At 64.7% G+C, this 26963-nt stretch carries 17 protein-coding genes; 12 read left to right on the plus strand and 5 right to left on the minus strand.

Going from position 1 to position 26963, the window contains the following annotated elements; all coding sequences use genetic code 11:
* Positions 1 to 23: 23 nt before the first annotated feature.
* The gene (locus B0G81_RS30740) at positions 24 to 1319 is read left to right on the plus strand and encodes a lactonase family protein (RefSeq protein WP_134140565.1); all 1296 of its coding nucleotides are present in this window, start codon (positions 24 to 26) and stop codon (positions 1317 to 1319) included.
* Between the two features lie 206 nt (positions 1320 to 1525).
* Here the strand turns inward: B0G81_RS30740 and B0G81_RS30745 are convergent, their stop codons facing one another.
* Together B0G81_RS30745 and B0G81_RS30750 are read right to left on the minus strand one after the other, a co-directional pair.
* Complete coding sequence (locus tag B0G81_RS30745) at positions 1526 to 5974, minus strand: DNA translocase FtsK (RefSeq protein ID WP_134140567.1); 4449 nt, start codon at positions 5972 to 5974, stop codon at positions 1526 to 1528.
* Between the two features lie 262 nt (positions 5975 to 6236).
* Positions 6237 to 6776: an META domain-containing protein gene (locus B0G81_RS30750; RefSeq protein ID WP_134140570.1), complete on the minus strand. Its 540-nt coding sequence runs from the start codon at positions 6774 to 6776 to the stop codon at positions 6237 to 6239.
* A gap of 253 nt (positions 6777 to 7029) precedes the next feature.
* Between B0G81_RS30750 and purT the strand changes: the two genes are divergently transcribed.
* From purT to B0G81_RS30785, 6 genes are all read left to right on the plus strand, one after another.
* On the plus strand, positions 7030 to 8244 hold the full coding sequence (purT, locus tag B0G81_RS30755; RefSeq protein WP_134140574.1) for a formate-dependent phosphoribosylglycinamide formyltransferase: 1215 nt from the start codon (positions 7030 to 7032) through the stop codon (positions 8242 to 8244).
* Between the two features lie 136 nt (positions 8245 to 8380).
* Entirely contained in the window at positions 8381 to 8593 is a 213-nt protein-coding gene (locus B0G81_RS30760; protein WP_134143258.1) for a DUF6726 family protein, read from the plus strand.
* Positions 8594 to 8684: 91 nt separating this feature from the next.
* On the plus strand, positions 8685 to 9053 hold the full coding sequence (locus B0G81_RS30765; protein WP_106280236.1) for an MliC family protein: 369 nt from the start codon (positions 8685 to 8687) through the stop codon (positions 9051 to 9053).
* Between the two features lie 262 nt (positions 9054 to 9315).
* On the plus strand, positions 9316 to 10968 hold the full coding sequence (locus tag B0G81_RS30770; RefSeq protein ID WP_106280237.1) for an acetolactate synthase large subunit: 1653 nt from the start codon (positions 9316 to 9318) through the stop codon (positions 10966 to 10968).
* Positions 10969 to 10993: 25 nt separating this feature from the next.
* Complete coding sequence (locus tag B0G81_RS30775; RefSeq protein WP_121306358.1) at positions 10994 to 12430, plus strand: aldehyde dehydrogenase family protein; 1437 nt, start codon at positions 10994 to 10996, stop codon at positions 12428 to 12430.
* Positions 12431 to 12789: 359 nt separating this feature from the next.
* Positions 12790 to 14262, plus strand: coding sequence for a DEAD/DEAH box helicase (locus tag B0G81_RS30785; protein ID WP_116119376.1), 1473 nt, complete (start codon positions 12790 to 12792; stop codon positions 14260 to 14262).
* A 192-nt stretch (positions 14263 to 14454) separates the two neighbouring features.
* Here B0G81_RS30785 and gluQRS read toward each other — a convergent pair whose 3' ends face one another.
* Together gluQRS and B0G81_RS30795 are read right to left on the minus strand one after the other, a co-directional pair.
* A complete protein-coding gene (gene gluQRS / locus B0G81_RS30790) occupies positions 14455 to 15345 on the minus strand; it encodes a tRNA glutamyl-Q(34) synthetase GluQRS (protein WP_134140577.1) in 891 nt (296 codons plus the stop codon).
* A 31-nt stretch (positions 15346 to 15376) separates the two neighbouring features.
* Positions 15377 to 16240 carry a sulfurtransferase gene (locus tag B0G81_RS30795; RefSeq protein ID WP_106280245.1) on the minus strand — a complete coding sequence of 288 codons (864 nt, stop codon included), beginning with the start codon at positions 16238 to 16240 and terminating at the stop codon, positions 15377 to 15379.
* 331 nt (positions 16241 to 16571) lie between these two features.
* Here B0G81_RS30795 and dnaE point away from each other — a divergent pair, with 331 nt between their 5' ends.
* Positions 16572 to 20153, plus strand: a complete 3582-nt coding sequence (dnaE, locus tag B0G81_RS30800) for a DNA polymerase III subunit alpha (protein ID WP_134140579.1) — start codon at positions 16572 to 16574, stop codon at positions 20151 to 20153.
* 36 nt (positions 20154 to 20189) lie between these two features.
* On the opposite strand, the gene B0G81_RS30805 is transcribed toward dnaE, so the two are convergent.
* Complete coding sequence (locus tag B0G81_RS30805) at positions 20190 to 20951, minus strand: glycosyltransferase family 2 protein (protein ID WP_116142498.1); 762 nt, start codon at positions 20949 to 20951, stop codon at positions 20190 to 20192.
* Between the two features lie 202 nt (positions 20952 to 21153).
* On the opposite strand from B0G81_RS30805, the gene msbA reads away from it, so the two are divergent.
* The 4 genes from msbA (at position 21154) to B0G81_RS30825 (ending at position 26958) form a co-directional block, all read left to right on the plus strand.
* Positions 21154 to 22947, plus strand: coding sequence for a lipid A export permease/ATP-binding protein MsbA (gene msbA, locus B0G81_RS30810; protein ID WP_134140581.1), 1794 nt, complete (start codon positions 21154 to 21156; stop codon positions 22945 to 22947).
* Positions 22948 to 23060: 113 nt separating this feature from the next.
* Complete coding sequence (locus tag B0G81_RS30815; RefSeq protein WP_116119382.1) at positions 23061 to 24137, plus strand: glycosyltransferase family 4 protein; 1077 nt, start codon at positions 23061 to 23063, stop codon at positions 24135 to 24137.
* A gap of 347 nt (positions 24138 to 24484) precedes the next feature.
* Positions 24485 to 25612 (plus strand): glycosyltransferase family 9 protein, encoded by a 1128-nt coding sequence (locus B0G81_RS30820; RefSeq protein WP_134143259.1) that lies wholly within the window; start codon positions 24485 to 24487, stop codon positions 25610 to 25612.
* Entirely contained in the window at positions 25612 to 26958 is a 1347-nt protein-coding gene (locus B0G81_RS30825; RefSeq protein ID WP_134140584.1) for an O-antigen ligase family protein, read from the plus strand. The genes B0G81_RS30820 and B0G81_RS30825 overlap by 1 nt, the downstream gene beginning before the upstream one ends.
* Positions 26959 to 26963 lie beyond the last annotated feature (5 nt).

Below are 26963 nucleotides of genomic sequence, written 5' to 3' on the forward strand. Positions count from 1 at the left end.
TAACCGCTGTCCGAGGAGGTCATATGCTTCGTCGTCACCGAGCCGCCGCGATGCGTGCTGTTGCGGATTCCCGCTTGCCTTCTGCTGCTGATCCCACTTCACGGCGCGTAACGCATGCTCCACTGCGCTCCGCCCGCTCGATAATAAAAGGTTTCGTGCTCATGGTCTCGATTGTTGCTTCGCATGCGTTTGCGCAAGATTCCGGCCCGGCTCCCGCCGACGGCGTCTATGACATGCTGGTCGGCACCTATACCGGCCCAAAGAGCGAAGGCCTGTACGTCTATCGCTTCGACACGAAGACGGGTGAAGCGACACGTGTCTCGGTCGCGCAGACGGTCAACCCGTCCTACGTCGTGGTGAGCCGCGACCGCCGCTTCGTCTACGCGGTCAACGAAATGCCCGGCGACAACGGTCCGGCCACGCAGCGCGGCGGCATCAGCGCGTTTCGTTTCGACGCCGCGAGCGGCCAGCTGACGTTTCTCAACAAGGTCTCCTCGGACGGCAACGATCCGTGCTATCTGAGCCTTTCGCCGGACGGTAAGTATTTGCTGACCGCGAACTATTCGGTGGCCGCGGATCCCGGCGGCAGCTTCGCGGTGTTCCCATTGCAGGCTGACGGGCAGGTCGGCGCATCGGTGCTCACCGTGCATCACGAAGGCGGCGGCCCAGTGAAGGGACGTCAGGACAACTCGCACGTTCACTCCACGGTGTTCTCGCCGGATGGCCACTATCTGTTCGCGCAGGATCTCGGCGCGGACAAGCTGTACTCGTATCGCTACACGCCTGACGGCAGCCGCGGCCTGTTCGGCCCGACCGACTGGCGCTACAACCAGGAAAAGGCCGGCTCGGGTCCGCGCCATCTGGTGTTCGGCGCCGACGGCAACCACGCATACCTGACGAGCGAAATGGCCGCCACGGTCAGCACGTTCAATTACAACGACGGCAAGCTCACGCAGGTGCAAACGCTGCCGCTGACCGAACCCGGCTTCAAGGGCGCGGTGGGCGCGGCGGCGATTCATCTGTCGCCGGACGGGCGGTTTCTGTATGCCACCAATCGCGGCGACGCGAACGACATCGTGATCTTTTCGGTCGATCCCACCAACGGGCACCTGAAGAAGATCGGTCATCAATCGAGCATGGGCAAGTCGCCGCGTGAATTCGCGATCGACCCGACCGGCAACTGGCTGATCGTCGGCAATCAGAACAGCGATACCGTGTATGTGTTCAAGCGCGATCAGCAGAGCGGTTTGCTCGAAGCGAATCCGAAGCATTTCGAACTCGGCGCGCCGGTGGATTTCAAGCTGGTCTCGCCGTCTTGACACGAGATGCCGACGCCGCGGTGAAAGACGAGGCGCGTGATGTCGACGCGCCGCGCGCGGGATGAAAAACGGGCCGCTTTTGTGAAGCGGCCCGATTCCTTTTTTGTGGTCGATTTCGCGGCGAGGTTGTTTGCGCTTGCGTCTTGCGGCCCTCGGAAGCGCCGGCGATCAACTGCAATCAGCGGCGTTCACCGGCCAGTCGCCGCTTATTCCGCCGGCCCAGGCGCCAGCACTTCGCGGCTGCCGTTGATGCCCATCGCCGACACGAGGCCCGCGGTTTCCATCTGCTCGACGAGCCGCGCCGCGCGGTTATAACCGATGCGCAACTGCCGCTGCACCGACGAGATCGACGCGCGCCGCGTGCGCACCACGAAGGCGACGGCTTCGTCGTAGAGCGGATCGGCTTCCGCATCCGGCGACTCGCCGAACAGGTCTTGCGCCGCGCCGCCGTCGGTGGCCGGGCCGTCGAGAATACCTTCCTCGTACTGCGGCTCGCCGAACTGCTTCAGATATTCGACGATCCGATGCACTTCCTCGTCAGCGACGAACGCGCCGTGCACGCGCTGCGGATAGCCCGTGCCGGGCGGCAGGAACAGCATGTCGCCCTGGCCGAGCAGCGACTCCGCGCCCATCTGATCGAGAATCGTGCGCGAGTCGATTTTTGACGACACCTGGAAGGCCACGCGCGTCGGAATGTTCGCCTTGATGAGGCCGGTGATCACATCCACCGAAGGACGCTGCGTCGCCAGAATCAAATGGATGCCGGCGGCGCGCGCCTTCTGCGCGAGGCGCGCGATCAGCTCTTCGATCTTCTTGCCGGCCACCATCATCAGGTCGGCGAGTTCGTCGATCACGACGACGATCAGCGGCAGCGGCGCGAGCGGTTCGGGCGCTTCCGGCGTCAGCGAGAACGGATTGCCGAGCTTCTTGCCCTTGGCCTCGATATCGCGGATTTTCTGGTTGAAGCCGGCCAGGTTGCGCACGCCGACCGCGGACATGAGGCGGTAGCGCTTTTCCATTTCGCCGACACACCAGTTGAGCGCGTTGGCCGCCAGCTTCATGTCCGTGACGACGGGCGCGAGCAGATGCGGAATGCCTTCGTAGACCGACAACTCCAGCATCTTCGGATCGATCATGATGAGGCGGACTTCTTCCGGCGTCGCCTTGTAGAGCAGCGAGCAGATCATCGCGTTGATCGCCACCGATTTGCCCGAACCGGTCGTGCCGGCGACCAGCATGTGCGGTGCCTTCGCCAGATCGGCGACGACCGGATGGCCGGTGATGTCCTTGCCCATGGCGAGCGTCAACTGCGAATGCGAGTTCTGATAGACGCTGGCTTCGAGGATTTCAGAGAGGCGGATCGTCTGGCGCCGGGCGTTCGGCAATTCGAGGCCCATGCAGGTCTTGCCGGGAATCGTCTCGACCACGCGGATGGACGTGAGCCCGAGGCCGCGTGACAGATCCTTCATCAAGCCGACGATCTGACTGCCGCGCACGCCGAGCGCCGGCTCGACTTCGAAGCGCGTGATGACCGGGCCGGCCGACGCGCCGACGACCGTGACCGGCACCTTGAATTCCTGCAGACGCTGTTCGATCAGCAGGCCGGTTTCGATGAGTTTTTCTTCGGAGACCGGTTCGACGTCGATGTCCGCGGGCGCGAGCAGGTCGAGCGTGGGCAATTCGACCATCGATGCCGCGGGCGCGCGGAACTCGAAGCCGTTGGCGGGGCTGTGGCCGCGCAGCGGCGAGCGCGGTTGGACGGCGGGTTCAGTGGGCTCTGTGGCCTCGGTTGCTTCGGTTGCTTCTACGGATGGGGCCGCGGTTGTGAATGGCGCCGCGAGCGATGCCGATGCTGCCGGCGCTTGCGGCGGGATAGCCGCGTCGTTGGTACGTTCTTCAACGGCGAAAGATTCGTCGTCAGCGACATCGGATGCCACGGGCGCCGTCTGAACCGCAAAGCCCGGAAAGCGAACCACGTTCGATGCTTGAGGCGCGAGGCTTTGCGGCGGCACCGCGATGGGCAGGTTTGACGCATGCGCGTTAGCCGACGAGCCCGAAGCCTGCGGCGCGATGCTTTGCGGCGCCGCTGCGGTGCTTATGTTTGCCGCGTGCGCGGCGGCCGGTGTCTCCGAGACGTGCGGCATGACATTCTGCGGCGGCGTTGCGGCGGTTATGTTCGCCGCGTGCCCAACGGTTGCCGAGTCCGATGCTTCAGCTACGCCTGACAGGGCAGGGGCGTGCGCCGTTTCGGTTTCGACGGGCGTGGCGGACTCGACCGCGCGCGCCATGTTCAGCGATGGCATGGCGTCATGCGTCGGGCCGCCCTCGCTCGACACGCCGACGCGGCTAACACCCGGCAAGCTCGAAGACGAAGCCGTGTGTTGCGCCAGTACCGCGTCGAGTTCGGCTTCCCAAGGCGCGAGAGTTTTATCGATCACCACTTCAGCAGCCGACGCAGGCGCGGCGGGCTGCGGTTCGACGAACGGTGCTGCCCCTTTCACCTGTTCGGCAATTGCTGGCGCAGCGAACTGCCCGGCGACGCGCGGTGCGATGACTTCTGAATGGTCCGCAGGCTGGCTGAGCGTCCGTGCGGTTTCAACGCTCGGACTCGTGTGATGGTCGGCGTGTGTTGTCGCGACAGTCGGATCGTCTTCGAACGGCGTTTCATCCTCGTGCGCTTCGCTTGCTTGCAACTGCGCCGCGAAAACCTGGAACGGCGTCGGTGTAGCGGCCGGCGGCACATGCTGCGATCCAGGTGCAGGTGCAGGTGCAGGTGCAGGTGCAGGTGCAGGCGAAGCAATCGGCGCGTGCTCAACCACTGGCGCAGTTATTGGCGCAGACGTAGACACGGACACTTGCGCAGGCGCAGATGTCGGCGCTGGCGTAGCAACCGGCCCGTGCTTAACCACTGGCGCCGCCGTCAACGGCGGTCGAATAATCGGCGGCTCGATCGGCCACTGCACGACGGGCTCGTGGCTCACTTCGGGCGGCACCTCGACCACTGCTTCCATGCGCGGCGCGTCGGACGGCGCCTCTGACGCGTGATCGGCCGGCGCGTTGTCTGCAGCTTCAAGCGAAGGGCGATGCGCATCCGGCGTCAAAGCCGCTTCAGCCGCATCCGTTCGTTGCACATCGACAATCGACTGCTCAGGCTCGAACGACGGCGCCGCGTTCGGCGCATCCGTCACTTTCGCATTTTCCGAGCCGGTGCTGCGCGCAAGGCTCACGCCGGCAATATCGGTCCAGCGTGCGGCGTTTTCCGCGATGCTGCGAAGAGTCTCCTGGACGCTGGCAGGTGGCGTGACTTTCTGCGTCACCGGCATTGGACGCGTGTAGCTCGGTGCCGGACGGCTCGCTGCTCGCGTCGGCGTGACTTCGTTCGAACGCGGGGCGGGCGAGAAAGCTTGCCGCGACGCGGACGTGCGGTTGATGGGACCCGCCGAGGCCGCTGTGTCGTGGGCCATTGTCGAAGGACGGCCCGCGCCGGCCGCTGCGTTTCCAACTGAACCTGCGGCGGAATGAGAGCCCACGCTGCCCGACGCGGCCCGCGCTGTCGCTGACGCGTGCACGGCTGCCTGAGTTACCTTGGCCGCAGCACCCGCAGCACCCGCAGCACCCGCAGCACCCGCAGCACCCGCAGCACCCGCAGCACCCGCAGCACCCGCAGCACCCGCAGCACCCGCAGCACCCACAGCGCCCACAGCAAAAGCGCCCCCGGCCGCCGATCCCACGTGCCGTTGCTCGCCGGCCGAACGGCGTCCAACCTGCGACGCGCCAACGCGAGCAGAAGCTCCGGAAGCTCCAGACACCCCCGACCCTGCTGCCGCACCCGAGACCGATCCCGCCACCGATCCTGTTCCCGGCGCAGCCGCTCGCGACCCCGACTCGCGCAACCAACCGGCCGGCGCAACCGGTTCAGCCGGCATCCAGGCAGCCTTGTCCGCTTTGAGTGGTTGCGTTTGCATCGGCCCATGTCGCGGCGGTGTGGCCGCAGCGCCGGTGCGCAGCACCGGCTCGGCCTGGGTCGCCTGGCTACGCGGCGCGGCCGCGCCTGTGCGCCAACTCGCTGCACCGCTACGCGCCGCCGCATCCTTGCCCGCCACGCTCGCCGCGGCGCCAACCGCAGCCGCGTCGCGTCCACGCGCCGGCGGACGCCAGACCGTCGGGCGCGCGTAACGACCATTGGTTTTAGGCGCCATCGTATTGGTGGCCGGCGAAACATGCGACGGCAAACCGTCATCGACGCTGCGATGACGGCGCGCTTCCTCGTCTCGTTTCGCGAGACCGCGTGACAGGCCGAGGCCGAACGCGCCGTCGGCCCAGGCAGCGAAATCGCGCCAGCGGAAGTCGATCAGCCACGGCAGGCTGATGAAAAGCAGCGCGAGCGCCGCGAGGGGCGTGCCGATATGCCCGAGCAGATGGCCGAAGCCCGTGGCCAGCGCATGGCCGAAGCCGTTCACGCCGGCCACGCCGATCAGCGATGCCTCGAGTGTGCAGCTCGCCACCAGCACGCAGACAAAGCCGAGCCACAGCCGGATCGTGCCGGGGCCGCGCAGACCCGCGCCGCCCGGCAGAACCGACTTCACGAGACGCCACAAAAGAGGAATGAACCAGACGGCTGACCCGCCGAACCAGCCGAAAACTACCGTGTGCATACTAGACATCAACGAATGACGGACGCGCAAAAACGCAATCCGTCGAGTTTAAACCGGCGAAGCCCGATGCTTCGAAGGCAGACGCAAGTATGCTGGCGTCCAATTGAAAAACAGACCGGCGCGCGGCGTGCCGTCGGTGAAAAACAACGGCTGTCGGGACAGCCTTCACCCGTCATATGGACCGTCCGGCACGCGGCGCCGCTGTGCAGCCCGCTTCGGTCAGCGGCGCGCCAAGGTATCGACGGGAGGATCCGCGACGCGTTCATTTCGTGCTGCTGTCGAAGGTCAGCGTGTCGCCGTTGTCGAGCACCAGTTGCATCTGCTGCGGCGCGCGCATCTGCACGCCGGTGCGGTCGATGTGCGTGAGCGCATTGAGATACGCCCCTTCGATCTGTCCGCCCGGCGTCGCGCATGCCATGCGCGTGCCGCCGAGCGTGCCGAAGCTCAGCTTGCCATCTTTCAGCGCGTACGAGCCCATGTAACGGTTGCAGCCGGAAAAGCCGCTGGCGTGGCGCTGGCCGGTCGAGGTCGAAAGCGTGAGGGTAATCGGCGCGCCCTGGTCGGCGGACGGAATCGCGCGCGCCGTGCCGTCGGCCTGTTTCCAGGCGCTCAACACCCAACTGGTGTCGTCGAGCAGTTGCGCGGCGGCGGGATTGAATGGATCGGGCGCGGCGGCTTGCTCGTCGGGATGTTTCGGGATCGCACAGGCGCCCAACAGCGCGGCGACGCTCAACGCGGCAATGGTGGTGCGCAAATACGGGGTGAAGCGCGCAATACGTCGCGCGGAGGAGCTTTGGAGCATGGCGTCGTTCCTCTTCAAACTGGCGAAGGCGTAAGGGTAACGCACTAAGCTCGCCGCACGCGAGAGCAACGGCACGCGAAAGCGCTGATTCGGAGCGCCGCGGCGCCCTTGCGCGCCGCCTTCTTGCTACGCCGTTGCCCTGCACGCGTGAAGCATGGTGCGGCCGCCGCGAGCAAGGCGCGGCGAGGGGCCCGCATGTTAACATCGTGCTCTACCCAATCCCACCCTCATCCGACTTTTATCTGGAGACCTCATGCAGATCGGCCAACGGATCGGCACACCCCTTTCTGAATTCGCCACGCGCGTCATGCTGCTCGGCGCCGGCGAGCTCGGCAAGGAAGTGATCATCGCGCTGCAGCGGCTGGGCGTAGAAGTGATCGCCGTCGACCGTTACCCGAATGCGCCGGGTCACCAGGTGGCGCACCGCGCGCACGTGATCGACATGACCGACCGCGCCGCGTTGCGCGCGCTGGTCGAACAGGAGCGCCCGCACCTGATCGTCCCCGAGATCGAGGCAATCGCGACCGACGCGCTCGCGGCCATTGAAAGCGAAGGTCTCGCCGAAGTGATCCCGACCGCGCGCGCCACGCAGCTCACCATGAACCGCGAAGGCATCCGCCGTCTCGCCGCTGAGGAACTCGGCTTGCCGACCTCGCCGTACGCATTCGCCGATTCGCTCGACGAACTGCGCGCGGGCATCGCCAAAGTCGGGTATCCGTGTGTGGTGAAGCCGGTCATGTCGTCGTCGGGCAAGGGGCAGTCGGTGCTGCGCAGCGACGCCGACGTCGAACCCGCATGGCAATACGCGCTGGCCGGCGGCCGCGTGAACCACGGCCGCGTGATCGTCGAAGGCTTTATCGACTTCGAATACGAAATCACGCAATTGACCGTGCGCGCCATCGATCCGGCGAGCGGCGAAGTCAGCACGTATTTCTGCGACCCGATCGGCCACGTGCAAGTGGCCGGCGACTACGTCGAATCGTGGCAGCCGCAGCCCATGAGCCCGCTCGCGCTGGAACGTTCGCGCGAGGTCGCGCACAAGGTAACGGCCGCGCTCGGCGGCCGCGGCCTGTTCGGGGTGGAACTTTTCGTGCGCGGCGATGACGTATGGTTTTCGGAAGTGAGTCCGCGTCCGCACGACACCGGTCTCGTCACGCTGTGCTCGCAACGCTTTTCGGAATTCGAATTGCATGCGCGCGCGATTCTCGGTTTGCCGGTGGATACGTCGCTGCGGGCGCCGGGTGCGTCGGCGGTGATTTACGGCGGGCTCGACGAGGCAGGCATTGCCTTCGAAGGCGTCGCCGCGGCATTGGCGGTGCCGAACGCGGACTTGCGTCTGTTCGGCAAGCCGGAGAGTTTCATCAAGCGCCGCATGGGCGTGGCGCTCGCCACCGGCGAGAACACGGACGAAGCCCGTTCGCGCGCGAAGCAGGCCGCGGCGGCGGTGCGGCCGGTGTCGGCAAAGTAAGTCAGCGCGACGCACGGGCGAATCGCTGTAGTGAGGCGATTCGCCACGCGCTGCCCGGCCCGCGTGCCCGGCACCATTGCCCGCGCGCGCAATCTGAATGATCGGGCTCGTTGGGCTCATCGGAGTAGAGCTACGTATGGCGCTGGAAATCCGCAACACCACGCGGCGCGGTTGGACCGGCCGTCTCTGCGCACTCGGCGTGCTGCTCGCGCTGTGCGCGGGATTGTCGGGGTGCGGCCTCGCGGCGGCGCCGTGCCGGGTCGCCTCGGCAGGCTTGAAGATCGTGCCGCTGGTGGGGCATGTCGCCGCTGCGCCGACCGACGCGTGCGCCGACGTGATCGATCCATAACCGATCCGTCGTCGGACGTTTAGCCGCAGCGCGAGGCGCAAGGGGCGGCGCGTGACCCGTGTTAGATTGGTAGCAACGATCGAGGCATCTAATGAAGAAATGGCTTGTTGCAGTCGCCACGGCGGCGGGTCTCGCGGCGCTATACAGCGAGGCGTGGGCCGCGCCGTTGCAGTTCTCCGAGATTCAGACCAAAAACCGTCAGACGCACAAATACACCTGCGCGACCGGCAAGATCCTGCAAGTCACCTACTGGAACACGGCGAACGGCCAAAGCTTCGCGCTCGTTCCGGTGAAGGGCAAGCAACTGCTGTTCGTCAACACGCTGTCGGCGTCCGGCGCGAAATATCAGGCCGGCAGCTACACGTGGTGGACCAAGGGCCCGCGCGCCGACCTGTATGACGCCATGGCCGGCCAAGACGCGCCGCCCATGCTTTCCGACTGCATCGCCATCAATCGCTGAGTGCGACATACGGCGGCATTCCCCACCCATGTCGCCGTTTCTTCTTTCCCCCTGCCTTGCGGCGTTGTCCGTCGGCGCACACCGTTTCCATTCGAGTAGTAAGCTGTCCCGCATGGCATTGCCGCCGTGCCGCCGCGTCATGCCATCGTAGTCATGCCGGGCATTGCCGGCGTCGTTTTCGATCGTCCGTTTTTGATCGCCAGTTTCCGGGCCCCGGCGACGGGGTCGCGGCCCGCGTCCGTATCATCAAGCGAGACCCTCAATGAAAGCATCGGACCTGTTCGTCAAATCGCTGGAAGCCGAAGGTGTCGAGTACGTGTTCGGCATTCCCGGTGAAGAAAATCTCGATCTGCTCGAATCGCTGCGCCGCTCGAAAATCCGTCTGATCCTCACGCGTCACGAACAGGCGGCTGGCTTTATGGCCGCCACGTACGGCCGTCTCACCGGGCGCACGGGAGTGTGTCTGGCCACCCTCGGGCCGGGCGCGACCAACTTCGTGACCGCCGCGGCCTACGCGCAACTCGGCGGCATGCCGATGCTGATGGTCACCGGGCAAAAGCCGATCAAGTCGAGCAAGCAGGGACATTTTCAGATCGTCGACGTGGTGCGCATGATGGAGCCGCTCACCAAGTACACGCGTCAGATCGTATCGATCGCCAATATTCCGGCGATGGTGCGCGAAGCGGTTCGTCAGGCGGAGGAAGAGCGGCCGGGCGCCACGCACCTCGAATTGCCCGAAGACGTCGCGCATGAAGAAGGCGACGGCAAGCCGATTCCGAAGAGCTACAGCCGCCGTCCCGTCGCCGAGGAAAAAGCCGTGGCGCGCGCGGTCGAGGCGATCACCAGTGCAAAGCATCCGTTGCTGATGATCGGCGCGGGCGGCAATCGCAAGACCACCACCAAGATGCTGCGCGAGTTCGTCGACCAGATCGGCATTCCGTTCTTCACGACGCAGATGGGCAAGGGCGTGATCGACGAATCGCATCCCATGTGGCTGGGCAATGCGACGCTCTCCGACGGCGACTTCGTGCACCGCGCGATCGACCACGCGGACTGCATCATCAACGTCGGTCACGACGTGATCGAGAAGCCGCCGTTTTTCATGCGCAGCGGCGACGCGGGCGAGAAAACGGTGATTCACGTCAACTTTCTCGGCGCGGAAGTGGACACCGTGTACTTCCCGCAGATCGAAGTGGTCGGCGATATCGCCAACGCGGTGTGGCAACTCAAGGAAAGCCTCAAGGAGCGGCAGGAGCATTGGGACTTCACGCGCTTCAAGGAAATCAAGGAGCACTTCGAGGCGCATCTGGCCAAAGGCCAGCACGACGACCGCTTTCCCATGTATCCGGTGCGCGTGGTCAACGACGTGTACGAGACCACGCCGGTGGACGGCATCGTGTGTCTGGATAACGGCATGTACAAGATCTGGTTCGCCCGCTACTACCGCGCGCACGAACCGAATTCGCTGCTGCTCGACAACGCGCTGGCGTCGATGGGCGCGGGCTTGCCGTCCGCGATCGCCACCAAAATCGTGCACCCGGACCGCAAGGTCATGGCCGTGTGCGGCGACGGCGGCTTCATGATGAACTCGCAGGAACTGGAAACGGCGGTGCGTCTGAAACTGGATCTGGTGATCCTGATCGTGCGCGACGACGCCTTCGGCATGATCCGCTGGAAGCAGGAAAACATGAACTTCCCGGACTACGGCATGACGCTGAGCAATCCGGATTTCGTCGCGTATGCCGAGAGCTACGGGGCGAAGGGGCACCGCATCGAAACGGCGGGGGAATTCGCGCCGCTGCTGCGCGAATGTTTCGCGACGCCCGGCGTGCATGTGATCGATCTGCCGATCGACTATTCGGACAACGAGCGCGTGCTGAATCGCGAAATCAAGCGGCTTTCGGCGCAATTGTGAAGGCATCGGATCAAGGAGACGCGTCATGTTGCAGAAGACTTACCCGTACTACCTGGCGAACGTTGCGGTGGCCGCCAACACCGACCTGGAAGTCACCGATAAATTCAGCGGCGAAGTCGCGACCCGCGTCGCGATGGCCGACGCCGCCGCGATCGACAAAGCGATCGGCCATGCCGTCGACGCCATGCCCGCTTTGCGCGCCTTTCCGCCGTTCAAGCGCCAGGCGGTGCTCGAACATTGCGTGAAGCGCTTTCGTGAGCGCTACGACGAGCTGGCGCTTGCGCTGTGCATCGAAGCCGGCAAGCCGATCAACGACTCGAAAGGCGAGGTCACGCGCCTGATCGATACGTTCAAGGTGGCGGCGGAGGAATCGGTGCGCATCGACGGCGAGATTGTCAATCTGGAGATATCGCCGCGCGCCAAGGGTTATCACGGCTATGTGAAGCGTGTGCCGATCGGCCCGTGTTCGTTTATTTCGCCGTTCAATTTTCCGTTGAACCTGACCGCCCACAAGGTCGCGCCGGCCATCGCGGCGGGCGTGCCGTTCGTATTGAAGCCGGCGAGCCGCACGCCGGTTGGCGCGCTCATCATGGGCGAGATTCTGGCGGAAACCGATTTGCCGAAAGGCGCGTTCTCGATTCTTCCCGCCCATCGCGACGGCGCCGATCTGTTCACCACCGACGAGCGCTTCAAATTGCTGTCCTTCACCGGTTCGCCCGCGGTGGGCTGGGATCTGAAGAAGAAAGCCGGTAAGAAGAAGGTGATCCTGGAGCTGGGCGGCAACGCGGCCGCGATCGTCGACGGCGATCAGGGCGACAAGCTCGACTATGTGGTCGACCGGCTCGCGTTCGGCGCGTTCTACCAGTCAGGGCAGAGCTGTATCGGCGTGCAGCGGATTCTGGTCCATGCAAAGGTCTACGATGCGCTGCGCGAGAAGCTGATCGCGAAGACGAAGACGCTGGTGATGGGCGATCCGAAAGACGAGAAGACCTTCGTCGGGCCGATGATCTCCGAATCGGAGTCCAAACGCCTCGCCGGCTGGATGGAAAGCGCGGTGCAGGCGGGCGCGAAGATCATCGCGGGCGGCAAGGTGGACGGCGCGATGTTCGAGGCCACGCTGCTCGAAGGCGTGAAACGCGACACGGATCTGTATCGCAAGGAAGCTTTCGGGCCGGTGGCGATCCTGGAGCGCTTCGACGATTTCGGCGCCGCGCTCGCAACCGTCAACGACAGCGATTTCGGGCTGCAAGCGGGCGTGTTCACGGATTCGCTCGCGCATGCGCATCGCGCGTGGGACGAACTCGACGTGGGCGGCGTGGTGATCAACGACGTGCCCTCGTTCCGGGTCGACAACATGCCGTATGGCGGCGTGAAGGATTCCGGGCTAGGGCGGGAAGGCGTGCGCTACGCGATCGAGGACATGACCGAGCTGCGCTTGATGGTGATGCGCGAGACGTGGTGAGGCGCCGAACCCACACGCTGTCACACAACTGTCGTCCCCACGAACTACGCTGCGAGCGGGGCGCACCATGGCTTTGCCGCGATTCTCCGGCGGCTGCGGAGCGTCTCGGCGGCTGGCTTTCGCGGGCGTAAGCAGAAAGCCGCCGCATGCGCCATGAGTGTTTTTGCTGAAGTGCTACAATACCGGCCTTTCCGGCGGGTGTTTCCGCCGGCCGGAGCCGGCCGCAATTTTTCCCGCCGTACCGACAGTACCAACGGGTCCCGTGCGGAACGCCGTGGCTCCGCCTTCATCACAATGCCCTCTGCGGTTCCGACCGCTGCCGCGCGCACGCGCGAAGCGCATTTTTAGCGAAAGCCACCATGTCCGACACAGCCGTCACGCCCAGTACTGCGACTTTTGATCAATTCGGCCTCGCGCCCGACATCCTGAAAGCCGTCAAAGAGTCGGGCTACACCATCCCCACGCCGATCCAGGAGCAAGCGATCCCTGTCGTGCTGGCCGGCCGTGACATGATGGGCGCCGCGCAAACCGGTACCGGCAAGACCGCGAGCTTCTCGCTGCCGATCATCCAGCGTTTGCTGCCGCAGGCCAGCACGAGCGCTTCGCCCGCGCGTCACCCGGTGCGCGCGCTGATCCTCACGCCGACCCGCGAACTGGCCGACCAGGTCGCCGCGAACGTGCAGGCGTACGCGAAGCACACCGCGCTGCGCAGCGCGGTGGTGTTCGGCGGCGTGGATATGAATCCGCAATCCGAGCAACTGCGCCGCGGCGTCGAGATTCTGATCGCCACGCCGGGCCGTCTGCTCGATCACGTGCAACAGAAAACGGCCAATCTCGGCCAGGTGCAGATCCTCGTGCTCGACGAAGCCGACCGCATGCTCGACATGGGCTTCCTGCCGGATCTGCAGCGCATCCTGAACCTGCTGCCGAAAGAACGTCAGACCCTGCTGTTTTCGGCCACGTTCTCGGGCGAAATCAAGAAGCTTGCCGCCACGTATCTGCGTGACCCGCAGACCATCGAAGTCGCGCGCAGCAACTCGACCGCAACCAACGTGACGCAGGTCGTGTACGAAGTCGCCGAGGGCGACAAGACCGGTGCGGTCGTGCAACTGATTCGCGAACGCGGTCTCAAGCAGGTGATCGTGTTCTGCAACAGCAAGATCGGCGCGAGCCGCCTGGCGCGCAGCCTCGAGCGCGACGGCGTGGTCGCGACCGCGATTCACGGCGACCGCACGCAGAATGAGCGGATGCAGGCGCTCGACGCGTTCAAGCGCGGCGAGATCGAAGCGCTGGTGGCAACGGACGTCGCCGCGCGCGGCCTGGATATCGCCGAATTGCCGGCGGTGATCAACTTCGATCTGCCGTTCAATGCGGAAGACTACGTGCACCGGATCGGCCGTACCGGCCGCGCGGGTGCTTCGGGCGATGCGTTGTCGCTGTGCAGTCCGAATGAGCGCAAGCAGTTGGCCGATATCGAGAAGCTGATCAAGCGTCCGCTGGATGTGCAACGCCTGACGGTGGAAGCGCCGGTGCGGCATCACCATGAAGAACGGGCGCCGCGTCGCGAGCGCAGCAGCGAGGGCCGTGAGGATCGCGGCAGCCGTCGGCGCACGGGTGCGTCGTCGTCGGGTTCGTACGACCGGCCGCATCATCATCGCGCGCAGCCCGTGGATGATTTCTTCCTGAAGCCTTATGAGCCGTCGCCTTCTTCGGTTCGCAAGATCGAGGAGGCCGCTGCTTCCGCCGCGCCGCAGAAGGCGGCGTCCAAGCAGCCGCTGGCAGCGCTGCTGGGCGGGTTTGGGATGCCGCGGAAGTCGTCCTCGTCTACCTGATTTGTAGTTCGCTGCTTGCGGCTCGGTTTATCTCAAGGGACCGGGCTCGGGCGCAAGCAGGGCGCCGTTTGAAGCGCGGCAAAATTTGAAGCGTGTCGAATACTTACGCCGCACCGCACGCCGTGCCGGTTGCCGCAGCCGGTTTGCGCAATGCGGGCCGCGCACGGCAAGATTTTCAGACGCGAATCGCGTTCACGCTTTCGGTAAGCCCATCCGTTTTGACCATGCTGCCGTGGCGGCAGCATAAAAGCCGTCTAGCGTCGTATAGGTCGCAGCGTTTCCCAGATCGAGCCCAAGATGCCGTGCCGCGGCGCTCAGCGCTTCAAGCGGCTTGTCATGGTCCAGTGCTGTGGCTCCGTTCTGCTTGCTGAGTTTTTCGCCCTCCTCATTCGTGACGACGGGCACATGCAGATATTCGGGTGTCGGCACGGCCAGGCAGCGCTGCAAATAGATCTGCCTGGCCGTTGAATCCATCAAATCCGCGCCGCGCACGATGTGCGTGATGCCCGCGTCCGCGTCGTCGACGACCACCGCCAGTTGATACGCCCATTGGTCGTCCGCGCGCTTCAGCACGAAGTCGCCGACCTCGGTGGCCAGATTTTGAGTCTGTTTGCCTTGCCAGCGGTCTTCGAACGTGATGATCGCCGGGTTGCCGTCCGGCACGCGCAAGCGCCATGCGCGCGCCGGTTTGCCGTGCAGGCCGTTGCGGCAGGTGCCGGGATAGGCGAGCGTCGTATTGCGCGTGTGCGCGTTGAGCAGCGAGTCGGCGATTTCCTTGCGCGTGCAGCCACATGGATAAATCACGCCCGTCGCTTTCAATTGCTCCAGCGCTTCCTGATAGCGCGCCATCCGCGTGCTTTGCCAGGCAGGCGGTTCATCCGCATGCATGCCGAAGCGTTGGAGCGTGGCGAGGATGTCTTCCGCGGCGCCGGGCACTGTGCGCGGGCCGTCGATGTCTTCAACGCGAACGAGCCATGCGCCGCGATGAGCACGTGCGTCCAGCCAGCTTGCGAGCGCGCTGACCAGCGAGCCGAAGTGCAATGGCCCGGTGGGCGAGGGCGCGAAACGTCCGCGATAGGTCATGGGCCAGTGGTGGCGTGGTACGCCGCCGCCATCACGCGGCGCGCGCCGCCTTGCCGTCCGGATGGCATTCCGGACACGTCTTGCCCGCCACGTACAGCGGCGATTCTTGCGCTTGCGGCGGGACCACCGCGCGGCAGCCGAAGCATTGCGTGGTCTTGCTAGGCTCGAGCTGCGGATTGAGCGCGGTGCGGTAGTCGAATACGAAGCAGTCGCCGTGATAATGCGCGCCGCCCACTTCCTCGAAGTACTTCAGAATGCCGCCTTCGAGTTGGTATACGTTCTCGATGCCGACTTCCTTCATGTGGATCGCGGCCTTCTCGCAGCGAATCCCACCCGTGCAGAACGACACGACCGTCTTGCCTTCCAGGTCCGCGCGATTGTGCTCGATCACTTCGGGAAACTCGCTGAATTTCGTAATGCGGTAATCGAGCGCGTTGTCGAATGTGCCGACGTCGACCTCGAACGCGTTGCGCGTGTCGAGCATCACGACTGGACGGCCCTGGTCGTCGTGACCGCGGTCCAGCCAGTTTTTCAGCGTGGGCGCGTCGACGAACGGCGCGCGGCCGAGTTCCGGCCGGATGGCCGGCTTCTTCATCGTGATGATCTCGCGCTTGAGCTTGACCAGCATACGGGTGAACGGCTGCTTGTCCGACAGGCTTTCCTTGAACTGCAGATTCACGAACTTGCCTTCGAACAGCGCGTCGTGGCGAATGTAGTGGATGAAGGCGTCGGTGTTTTCGCGCGTGCCGGCGACGAACAGGTTAATGCCTTCCGGCGCGAGCAGAATGGTGCCCTTCAGGCCGAGCGCATTGCAGCGTTCCGTGACGAACGGGCGCCATGCAGCGGTGTCTTCGATAGTCGCGAAATGATACGAAGAGAGATTAACGATACTCATGAGTGTCCAGCGGTAAGAAGTGACCGGCCTCGCGGAAAACGGGGCGCATTGGGCTGCCCGCCTTCAAACGCCATGCGGCGCGGCCACCTCGAATAGGGCGAAACCCGTATTATCCCTCAACCCGGCGCTTTACCCGACTCGGCCGAATGGGCAAGGGTTTGCGGTAGCGCAAATCGTTCGTCAACTTGCTGTCGATTCGCTCTGCGCGAGCGTCCGCTCGCGTGCCCGGCCAACGTAGAAGCGCCTGTGCAAGCGGCTTGCCAGTATGTGTCCTAAGCCCATCGGCTAACGCGCTGCTTTGGCCTGAAAACTCCGGAAGGGTGGAGTTACAATGTCGCCCATGTCAGATCCCCGCTTCGTTCATCTCCGCGTTCACTCCGAATTCTCGATTGCCGACGGCATCGTGCGTCTTGACGACATCGTCAAGGCCGCTGCCAAAGACGGTCAGGGCGCGCTCGCCCTCACCGATCTCGGCAACGCCTTCGGCCTCGTCCGTTTCTACAAGGAAGCCCGCGGCAAAGGGGTCAAACCCATTGCCGGCTGCGACGTCTGGATCACCAATCCGGACGACCGTGACAAGCCTTCCCGTTTACTGCTGCTAGTGAAAGACCGGCGCGGCTATCTGAATCTGTGCGAACTGCTCAGCAAGGCCTCGCTCACGAATCAGTATCGCGGCCGCGCAGAGGTCGAGGCGAGCTGGCTGGAATCCGGTCTCGGCGAAGGGCTGCTCGCTTTGTCCGGCGCGCAGCAGGGCGACATCGGTCTCGCGCTCGCGGCGGGCAACGAAGAAGCGGCAAAGCGCAACGCGTTGCATTGGGCGAAAGTGTTCCCGGGCGGCTTCTATATCGAGTTGCAGCGCTGTGGTCTGCCCGGCGGCGAGCAGTATGTGCAGCAGGCGGTCGCGCTCGCGGCGTCGCTGAAATTGCCGGTGGTCGCCACACACCCCATGCAGTTCATGACGCCGGACGACTTCACCGCGCACGAAGCGCGCGTGTGCATTTCCGAAGGCGACATTCTGGCGAATCCGCGCCGCTCAAAGCGCTTTACGTCCGAGCAGTACTTCCGCACGCAGGAAGAGATGGCGGCGCTGTTCGCGGACATTCCGTCGGCGCTCGCCAACTCGGTTGAAATCGCCAAGCGTTGCAACCTCACGCTCGAACTCGGCAAACCCAAGCTGCCGCTGTTCCCGACGCCCGACGGCATGTCGCTCGACGACTACCTCGTGCAGCTGTCGAAAGAGGGGCTCGAAAAGCGTCTCGAGCAGTTATATCCCGACGCGGCCGAGCGCGAAGCGCAACGCGAAACGTATTACGCGCGCCTCGAATTCGAGTGCGGCACGATCATCAAGATGGGCTTTCCCGGCTACTTCCTGATTGTGGCGGACTTCATCAACTGGGCCAAGAACAACGGCGTGCCGGTCGGACCGGGCCGCGGCTCGGGCGCGGGTTCGCTGGTCGCGTACGCGCTCGGCGTGACCGACCTCGATCCGCTGCGCTACAACCTGCTGTTCGAACGTTTCCTGAATCCGGAGCGGGTGTCCATGCCCGACTTCGACATCGACTTCTGCCAGCACGGCCGCGATCGCGTGATCCAGTACGTGAAGGAAAAGTACGGTGCGGACGCCGTGTCGCAGATCGCCACCTTCGGCACGATGGCGGCAAAGGCGGCGGTGCGCGACATCGGGCGGGTGCTCGACCTCGGCTACATGTTCACGGACGGCATTGCCAAACTGATTCCGTTCAAGCCGGGCAAGCACGTCACGATTGCCGACGCGATGAAGGAAGAGCCGCTCCTGCAGGAGCGTTTCGACAACGAAGACGAAGTGCATCAGCTGCTCGAACTCGCGCAGCGCGTGGAAGGGCTGACGCGTAACGTCGGCATGCACGCGGGCGGCGTGCTGATCGCGCCCGGCAAGTTGACTGATTTCTGCCCGCTATATACGCAGGGCGATGAAAGCGGCGTCGTGAGCCAGTACGACAAGGACGACGTCGAAGCCGTCGGCCTCGTGAAGTTCGACTTTTTGGGTCTGACCACGCTCACGATTCTCGACTGGGCCGAGCGCTATATCCGCCGTCTCGATCCGTCGAAGCAGGACTGGTCGCTCGGGCAGGTGCCGCTCGACGATCCGGCGTCGTTCTCGATATTGAAGAAAGCGAATACGGTCGCCGTGTTCCAGCTGGAAAGCCGCGGCATGCAAGGCATGCTGAAAGACGCGCAGCCTGACCGCTTCGAGGACATCATCGCGCTGGTCGCGTTGTACCGTCCGGGCCCAATGGATCTGATTCCGAGCTTCTGCGCGCGTAAGCACGGCCGGGAAGTGGTGGAGTATCCGGATCCGCGCGTCGAATCTGTTCTGAAAGAGACCTACGGCATCATGGTCTACCAGGAGCAGGTGATGCAGATGGCGCAGATCATCGGCGGCTACTCGCTGGGTGGCGCCGACTTGCTGCGTCGCGCGATGGGTAAGAAGAAGGCCGAAGAAATGGCCGAGCATCGCGAGTTGTTCCGTCAGGGCGCCGCGAAGAACGGTCTGACCGCGGAAAAAGCGGACGAAATCTTCGACTTGATGGAGAAGTTCGCGGGCTACGGCTTCAACAAGTCGCACGCGGCCGCATATGCGCTGCTCGCGTACTACACCGCGTGGCTGAAGGCGCACCATCCGGCGGAATTCATGGCGGCGAATATGTCGCTCGCCATGGACGACACGGACAAGGTCAAGATCCTGTTCGAAGACTGTCTCACGAACAAGATGGCGGTGTTGCCGCCGGACGTGAATCTGTCCGCGTACCGCTTCGAGCCGGTTGCCGAGCCTGACGGCAAGCGTTCCAAAACGATCCGTTACGGCCTTGGCGCAATCAAGGGCAGCGGCCAGAACGCAATCGAGGAAATCCTGCGCGCGCGTGAAGAAGGACCGTTCATCGACATCTTCGATTTCTGCAACCGGGTCGACCGCCGCATCGTCAATCGCCGCACGGTCGAAGCTTTGATCCGCGCCGGCGCGTTCGACACCTTGCATGCGAATCGCGCGCAACTGATCGCGTCCGTGTCGCTCGCCATGGAAGCCGCCGAGCAGGCGAGCGCCAATGCCTTGCAGGCCGGTCTGTTCGACATGGGCGACGCGCCCTCGCAAGGTCATGAACTGGTGGACGAAGCGGAGTGGCCGGAAAAGAAGAAGCTGCAGGAAGAGAAGGCCGCGCTCGGCTTCTACCTGTCGGGCCATCTGTTCGACGCCTACAAGGGCGAAGTGCGCCGCTTCGTGCGCCAGAAGATCGGCGAACTGAAGGAAGGGCGCGACAAGCTGATCGCGGGCGTGATCGCCTCGCTGCGCACGCAGATGACCCAGCGGGGCAAGATGCTGATCGCGTTGCTCGACGACGGCACCGGCCAGTGCGAAGTCACGGTGTTCAACGAAACGTTCGAGGCGCACAAGCAGCTGTTCAAGGAAGACGAACTGCTGGTCGTGCAAGGCCAGGTGCGTAACGACGCGTTCACGGGCGGCATCCGCTTCACCGTCGACACGGTCATGGACCTCGGCCGTGCGCGCTGCCGTTATGCGGAGGCGGTCAAGGTGCAGATGAACGGCAATGCGGACGCGCTGGCGTTGCGTCGCGTGCTCGAAGCGCACAGCGCGGGCAAGGACGAACCGCAAGCTGTCGCGGCGCCGGCGGCATCATCGCGTGGGGGAAATGGCGGTGGCAACGGCGGCGGCCGTAATGGCGGCGGCTATGGCGGAGGTGGCCAGCGTCAGGCGGTACAGATTCCGAACGGGCTCGCCGTGCAGGTGGTCTATCGCAGCCAGAATGCGGAAGGTGAAATGCGCCTGGGCGACGCATGGCGCGTGAAGCCGACCGACGAACTGCTCGCAGCGTTGCGCGGCGAGTTCGCGGGAAGCTCGATCGAGATCGTCTATTGATCGGTGATGCTGCCGGCGCGGCTTACGTCCCAGAACCTACCGCCGCGCCTTCTCCCCCAGCCGCGCCAGCTTCAAAAACCGGTAATACACCGTCTCCGCATTGAACACCGCGATCATAAAACCGGCGCGGCCGTCCAGGAAACCGCGGCGCAGCAGGTAAGTCCGCACGAACGCCCACGCGCCGCGCCCGAGCGCCTTGCCAAAGCTGCCGCGTTGCCCCGCCGCGTGACGTTGCTGGGCGCCCGCCGTCGAATATGCGTCGAGCTTGCGCAACACGCCTTCGAAGTCCTCGTAGGAGTAATGCATCAGCTTGCCGTCGAGTCGCTGCGCCGGCGTGTCGAACACCAGTCGCTCATGCACCAGGTCGTCGGAGAATCGCGCGGCGCCGCGTTTGAAGAGGCGCGGAATCCAGTCCGGATACCAGCCGCTGTGATGAATCCAGTGGCCGCAAAAGCTCGACAGCCGGTCCACCGCGTAGACCTCCGCAGTGGGAGTCGTCATCGCGGCGCGAATCGCGGAGGCCAGTTCCGGCGAGACGATCTCGTCGGCATCGATCGAAAGAATCCAGCTTGTGCTGAGCGCGTCGACCGCGCGATTCTTTTGCGGGCCGAAGCCCGGCCAATCGGTTTGCTCGATCACGCGTGCGCCGTGCGCGCGGGCGATCTCGGCGGTGCCGTCGGTGCTGCCGCCGTCGATCACGACGATCTGATCGGCGAAGGCCACGGCTTGCAGGCATTCTGCCAGCCGCGCCGCCGCGTTTTTGGTGATGATGGCGACGCCGAGGGTGGTTTCTTGCATACCTGAAGTAGCGTGGTGGGCGGGATGACGGAACAAGTCGCGCAAGCGGAATGCGCCAGGCGAGTTGCACGAGGAGTATACACAGCCGGTTCTCAACCGCCGACGCTCACCCCCAAGCGTTTACAATGCTCTTTTTCGATATTCCGCCCGGTCGGCTTTCCGTCCACCGCGCGGCTGCCGTTCCGCCTTCTCAGAGGATTCCTTGAGCGCGAAGCCAACGTTAAGCAAACCCATCGGTTCAGGCGAGGCGTCGTCGGCCGCCGTCGTCTTTAAACGACTGTGGCCGTATATCCAGCCGCTGATCTGGGTTCTCCTCGGCGCAATTGTCGCGATGGCCGTCAGCGCCGCCACCGACGCGGCGATCCCCGCCTTGCTCAAGCCTCTGCTGGACAAGGGCTTCGGCGCGCACGCCAACGACAAGACCAAGTGGTTCGTGCCGGCCGCGGTGATCGGTCTCGCCCTGGTTCGCAGCCTGTCGCAATACGCGTCCGGCTATCTGCTCGCCTACGTGACGAACAAGATCCTGCTCGACCTGCGCCTGAAGATGTTCAGCCGCATGATTCACACGAGCGTTGCGTTCTTCCAGCGCGAAACCGCGAGTACGGTCATCAATGCGATCGTCTTCGAGGTGAACCAGATTCTCAACGTGCTGCTGAGCGTGCTGGTCACGCTGGTGCGCGATTCGCTCACAGTTGTCTTTCTGCTCGGCTATCTGTTCTATCTGAACTGGCGTTTGACGCTGATCGTCGCGGTGCTGCTGCCGGCCATCGGCTGGCTGGTCGGCAAGATCAACCGCCGCTTGCGCCGTCTGAATCGTGAGCATCAGTTGCTGACCAACGAGCTTTCGTACATCGTCGAAGAGTCGGTGGGCGGCTACAAGGTCGTCAAGGTGCACAACGGCGAGCAGTACGAGATGGACCGCTTCGAGGCAATGAGCAAGCGTCTGCGCGGCTACGCCATGCGCATGACCGTGTCCGGCGGCCTCGCGCAGCCGTTGACGCAGTTCCTCGCGTCGATTGCGCTCGCCGTCGTGATCACGATCGCGGTGGTGCAGTCGTCGTCGGATCAGACCACGGTCGGCGGCTTCGTCGCCTTCGTCACGTCGATGCTGCTGATCATCTCGCCGCTCAAGCATCTGATGGACGTGAACCAGCCACTGCAACGCGGCATGACGGCGTGCGAACTCATCTTCGGTCTGATCGACGAGCCGTCCGAACCGGCAGGCGGCGGCAAGCCGCTTGAGCGCGCGCGCGGTGAAGTGGAATTCCGCGGCGTCTCGTTCAACTACAGCGCCAACGCCACGCACAACCGCCACACGCTCGACCAGGTGTCGTTCAAGGTGGCGCCGGGCGAAATGGTCGCGCTCGCGGGCCCGTCGGGCAGCGGCAAGACCACGCTGGTGAATCTGCTGCCGCGCTTTTTCGATCCGACCGCCGGCCAAATTCTGGTCGACGGCGTGGCGATCCCCGAATACGATCTGCACGCGTTGCGCAGCCAGATCGCGATGGTGAGCCAGGACGTGGTGCTGTTCAACGACACGGTCGCCAATAACGTCGCCTACGGCCAAACCGCCGATCCCGACAAGGTCAAGGCGGCGCTGCGCGCGGCCAACCTGTGGGACACCGTAGAGGCCATGCCGAAAGGCATCGACACATTGGTCGGCGACAACGGCTTGATGCTCTCGGGCGGCCAGCGGCAGCGCCTGGCAATCGCGCGCGCGATCTACAAGGACGCCCCGATCCTGATCCTCGACGAGGCGACCTCGGCGCTGGATTCAGAATCCGAGCGGCACGTGCAAGCCGCGCTGGAAACCTTGATGAAGGGCCGCACGACACTCGTCATCGCGCACCGCCTCTCGACCATCGAGCGCGCCAACCGGATTCTCGTTATGGAAGCGGGGCGCATCGTCGAGAGCGGCAGCCATCGTGAACTGCTGGCGCGAGACGGGCTGTACGCGCATCTGCACCGCATCCAGTTCCAGCAGACCACGGCCTGACGCGCGCGACACGTCGATCCGCCATTCGGCTTTCCATTCACGCGGTCCGCTGGCCCGGACCGCGCACGACTTCCCCCTTAACATTTGACGAGGCGCAGGCGCGCGCGGTCTGAATGAAGAAACTTGGACTCTCCAGTAACGCCCTGCGGCACAGCGGCGGGCTCGAGCGCTACGCCATGGATCTGGTGCGTGGCTTCGCCGCGCTCGGCGTCGAACCGGCTTTCTTCGCGCGCCGCTTCGACGCGTCGTTGCCCGAATTCAAACTGGTCGAGCCGCACCGTATCAACGTCTCGTTCCTGCCGGGCAAACTGCGCGATCGCTGGTTTTCGTGGCGCTTGCGCGCGGCGCGGCGCGCGGCGCAGGTCGATGTGCTGATCGGCTGCAACCGCGTGGACTCGTCGGAGCTGGCGATCTGCGGCGGCACGCATCTTGGTTTTCTGCGGGCCACGGGGCGCGCGCAGAAGCCTTCGGACGGCTGGCAGATCGCGCTCGAGCGCCGTCAGTACGAGCGCTCGAAAGTGGTCGTGGCGCATTCACAGTTGATGCACGACGAACTGCGCGAGCTGTACGGGGTCGACGAAGCGAAGATTCGCGTGCTGTATCCGCCCGTCGATGCCACACGTTTCGCGCCGACCGACGCCGCCACGCGCGCCGCGTTGCGCCACAAATATGGTTTCGCCGACAACGAAATCGTCCTGTTATTTCCGTCGAGCAGCCATGAGCGCAAGGGCTTGCCGCTCATCGAAGCCGCGCTGCGTGACACGTCGCTGCCCGTGGTGGTGGCCGTGGCGGGGCGGCCGCCCGCGCGCACATCCGAACGGCTGCGCTATATCGGCTACGTGAAAGAGCTCGCGGAGTGCTACCAGGCTGCGGACTTCACGATCCTCGCATCGACGTATGAGCCGTTTGGCCTGGTCGGCATCGAATCGGTGATGTGCGGCACGCCGGTCATTTTTCCGTCGAGTATCGGCTGCTGCGATGCGATCGCGCCGCACGCGAAGTTCGTTTTCGCGCCGGACGACCTCGCCGACCTGCGTGCCACTCTCGAGCGGGCAGTTCGCGCGCATCGCGACGGCACACGTCGCGCACCGTCCGAACTTGCCCGCGACGCGGTGCTTTACGACGCAAGTGTGGCCGCTCACGCAAGCGCGCTGTTGACGCTGGCGCGGCAGATCGACGCCGCGCGTTAGGACTCGCCGCTGCCTTGCCGTGTAAGGCGCGGGCGGCCCTGCTGGCGCGGTTTTGCGTCGTTCGGCGGCAGGGCCACATGTTATAATTTCGAACTACCAACGCTCGAACTCAAATCGAGCGGAACGCCCCATTTTATTTCATCGAGCTTTCCATGCCGGCCTGGACAGGCGGCGGGCCAAAGGCGCCGCGTCCCGAGCCGCGCCAGCCCGTCGTGACGGGACCGTCGCCGCTGCACTGGAGGCCTTCGGGAAGAATACCGCTGGAGATTGTGCATGGCGAACGCGACCTCACGCCGAGTATCGGCGTACTGCAAGATCGCGGCGGGAACCCACGCGCCGATGAGCCTATGAGTCGGCTTGCCGGGCGTCTTCGTATTTTTGCGCGGGCTATCCCGCGACTGCTGATCAAGCCACTGCGCCGCGAGTCGCGGCATCCGCGCCGTATCCTGATTGCGCATCATCTGTTGCTGGGCGACACGCTGCTGCTCACGCCGTTGCTCGCCAAGTTGCGCGAGCAATACCCTCAGTCGCAGATCGTTCTCGCCTGTCCGAAAGCGATCGTGCCGCTGTACGCCGGCCGGCCCTTCGACGTCACGGCCTTGCCGTTCGATCCGCGCGATTCGAAGTCCGTGCGCGACGTTCTACTTTCCGGCCCTTACGACCTCGGCATGGTGCTCGGCGACAATCGTCATAGCTGGCTCGCGCTGGGCGCGGGCTGCCGCTGGATCGTCGGACACTCGGGCGATCGGCCGGCCTGGAAAAACTGGCCGCTCAACCGCAGCGTGCCGTATCCCGACACGGCGGCGGCCTGGGCCGACCTCGCCACGGAACTGATCGACGGGCCGCCGCCGCGCGCTTATCGCCCGGCCGACTGGCGCGCGCCGCAACACGCGGCGCTGCCCGAGCCGTCGCTGCTGACCCAGCCTTACGTCGTGCTGCATCCGGGCGCGAGCACCAGCGTCAAACGCTGGCCCAACGCGCGCTGGCGCGAGCTGGCGCAACGCGTGGAAGCACTCGGCTATCTGCCGGTATGGACCGGCGGTCCGGGCGAGGCGGAACTGATTCGCTCGATCGACCCGGACCCGCATCATCCGAACCTGGCGGCACGGCTCGGCCTCGGCGAGTTGTGGCATCTGTTTGCCGGCGCGCAAGCCGTGGTTTGTCCCGATACCGGCGTCGCGCATCTGGGGCGTCTGATTGGGGTGCCCACGCTCGCGCTGTTCGGGCCGGGCAACGCGCTGATTCACGGCGCGGGCCGCTATTGGCGCGAGGTGCCCTTCGTGCCGATTACGATCGCTGACATGCCGTGCCGCGATCAGCCTTTTATTTTCCGCCGAGAGGTAGCATGGGTGCGACGCTGTGATCGCAACGAGACAACCTGCGTCGCGTGGCGCGGCGACCATGCCGACTGCATGGGCCGGCTGTCGGTCGAGTCGGTATATAACGCATTGCAAAATGTTCTGGTGAAAGTGTAATGACTCACACGGCTGCGCGAGTGGAGCGCGTGTTCTGGGTTGCCTGTCCGGTCATTCTGTTCGTGGTGATGTTCGGCCACATGACGGCGATCGTCTTCAACGCGCTCGCCCTGATGGCGCTCGGCGTGGCGGCGGCGGCCTGGTCGCCCGAGCGGCCCTCGCCGCGGCACTGGCCGCTGGCGCTGCCCATCGCGGGCTGGGCCGGCTGGAGCCTCGCCTCGGTCGCGTGGTCCATGTATCCGATGATCAGTCTGCACGCGTGGTGCGACGAAGTGCTCTATCCGCTGGTGTCGTTCTGGGGCTTCTGGCTATTCGGCACCCAACTGCGGCGGCCCGAGCCGGTGGTGGCTGTCAACTGGATCGCCTGCGTGGCGGTCGCCGTGATCAGCGCGCTCAACTGGGGGCATTTGCAACCGCCCACCGCCAATACCTTCCCCATGCATTTCTATAACCGCGTCGGCCACACCAGCACGCTCGCGGTATTTGCCATGGCGCTGTTCGCGGGCTTCATGCTGCGGCCTCGTTGGCGCGTGATCGGCGCGAGCGGCATCGTGCTGTGCCTCTTCATTGGCCTCGCAACGCTCAACCGGTTCTTCTGGCCGGCCGCCGCCGCGACGCTGCTGGTCGCGTTGTTCCCGCTGTACCGGCGGCGCCTGCCGCTGGCGTTGCTGGTCATTGCCGTGGTGGGCGCGGCCGGCGTCGGCACGCTCGAACTTAGCTCCCGCCTGCGCACGGCTGCTCTGCCTCCTTCCGTGCAGCAGCCGCACGATCTGGCGATCGACGGTCATCCGGTCTACGTGCCGGGTTCGCTTTCCGCGATCGGCGACACGGTATCGGCCGACACGCGTCCGAAGCTATGGGCGTTCTATATCCACGAGGCCGAGCGCCACCGGTGGATCGGCGTGGGTTTCGGCAAGCCGCTGCCGGGTATCGTCTATCGCAGCGAAATGCCGGCCAGTTTGCTGGCGGTCGAACCGCAAGCGCTGACGCATGCGCACAACCTGTTCATCAACACGTGGTTGCAGACCGGGTTCGTCGGCGTGGTGCTGCAGACCGTGCTGTTGCTGTGCCTCGTTTTGCGTTTCTGGCGGCTGCGGCGAGTCAAGCCCTGGCAGTGCGCCGCGGGCGTTGCGCTGGTGGCCGGTATGATCGCGAAAAATTCGACCGACGACTTCATGTGGCAGACCACCATGCTGGCATTCTGGGCTTTTGCGGGCCTGCTGCTAGGTTGCGCGGAACAGGCGCGCGCGCCGGGCGCAGCGTCGAGCGGGACCGCACATGGGCAATCCACGGTGGCACGCAGTGAACAGCGGCGCGAAGCGCCAACGGCCAAGTTGGGCGAATAACCAGG

Origin of the sequence: Paraburkholderia sp. BL6665CI2N2 (assembly GCF_004366535.1) — a bacterium.
GTDB lineage: Bacteria > Pseudomonadota > Gammaproteobacteria > Burkholderiales > Burkholderiaceae > Paraburkholderia.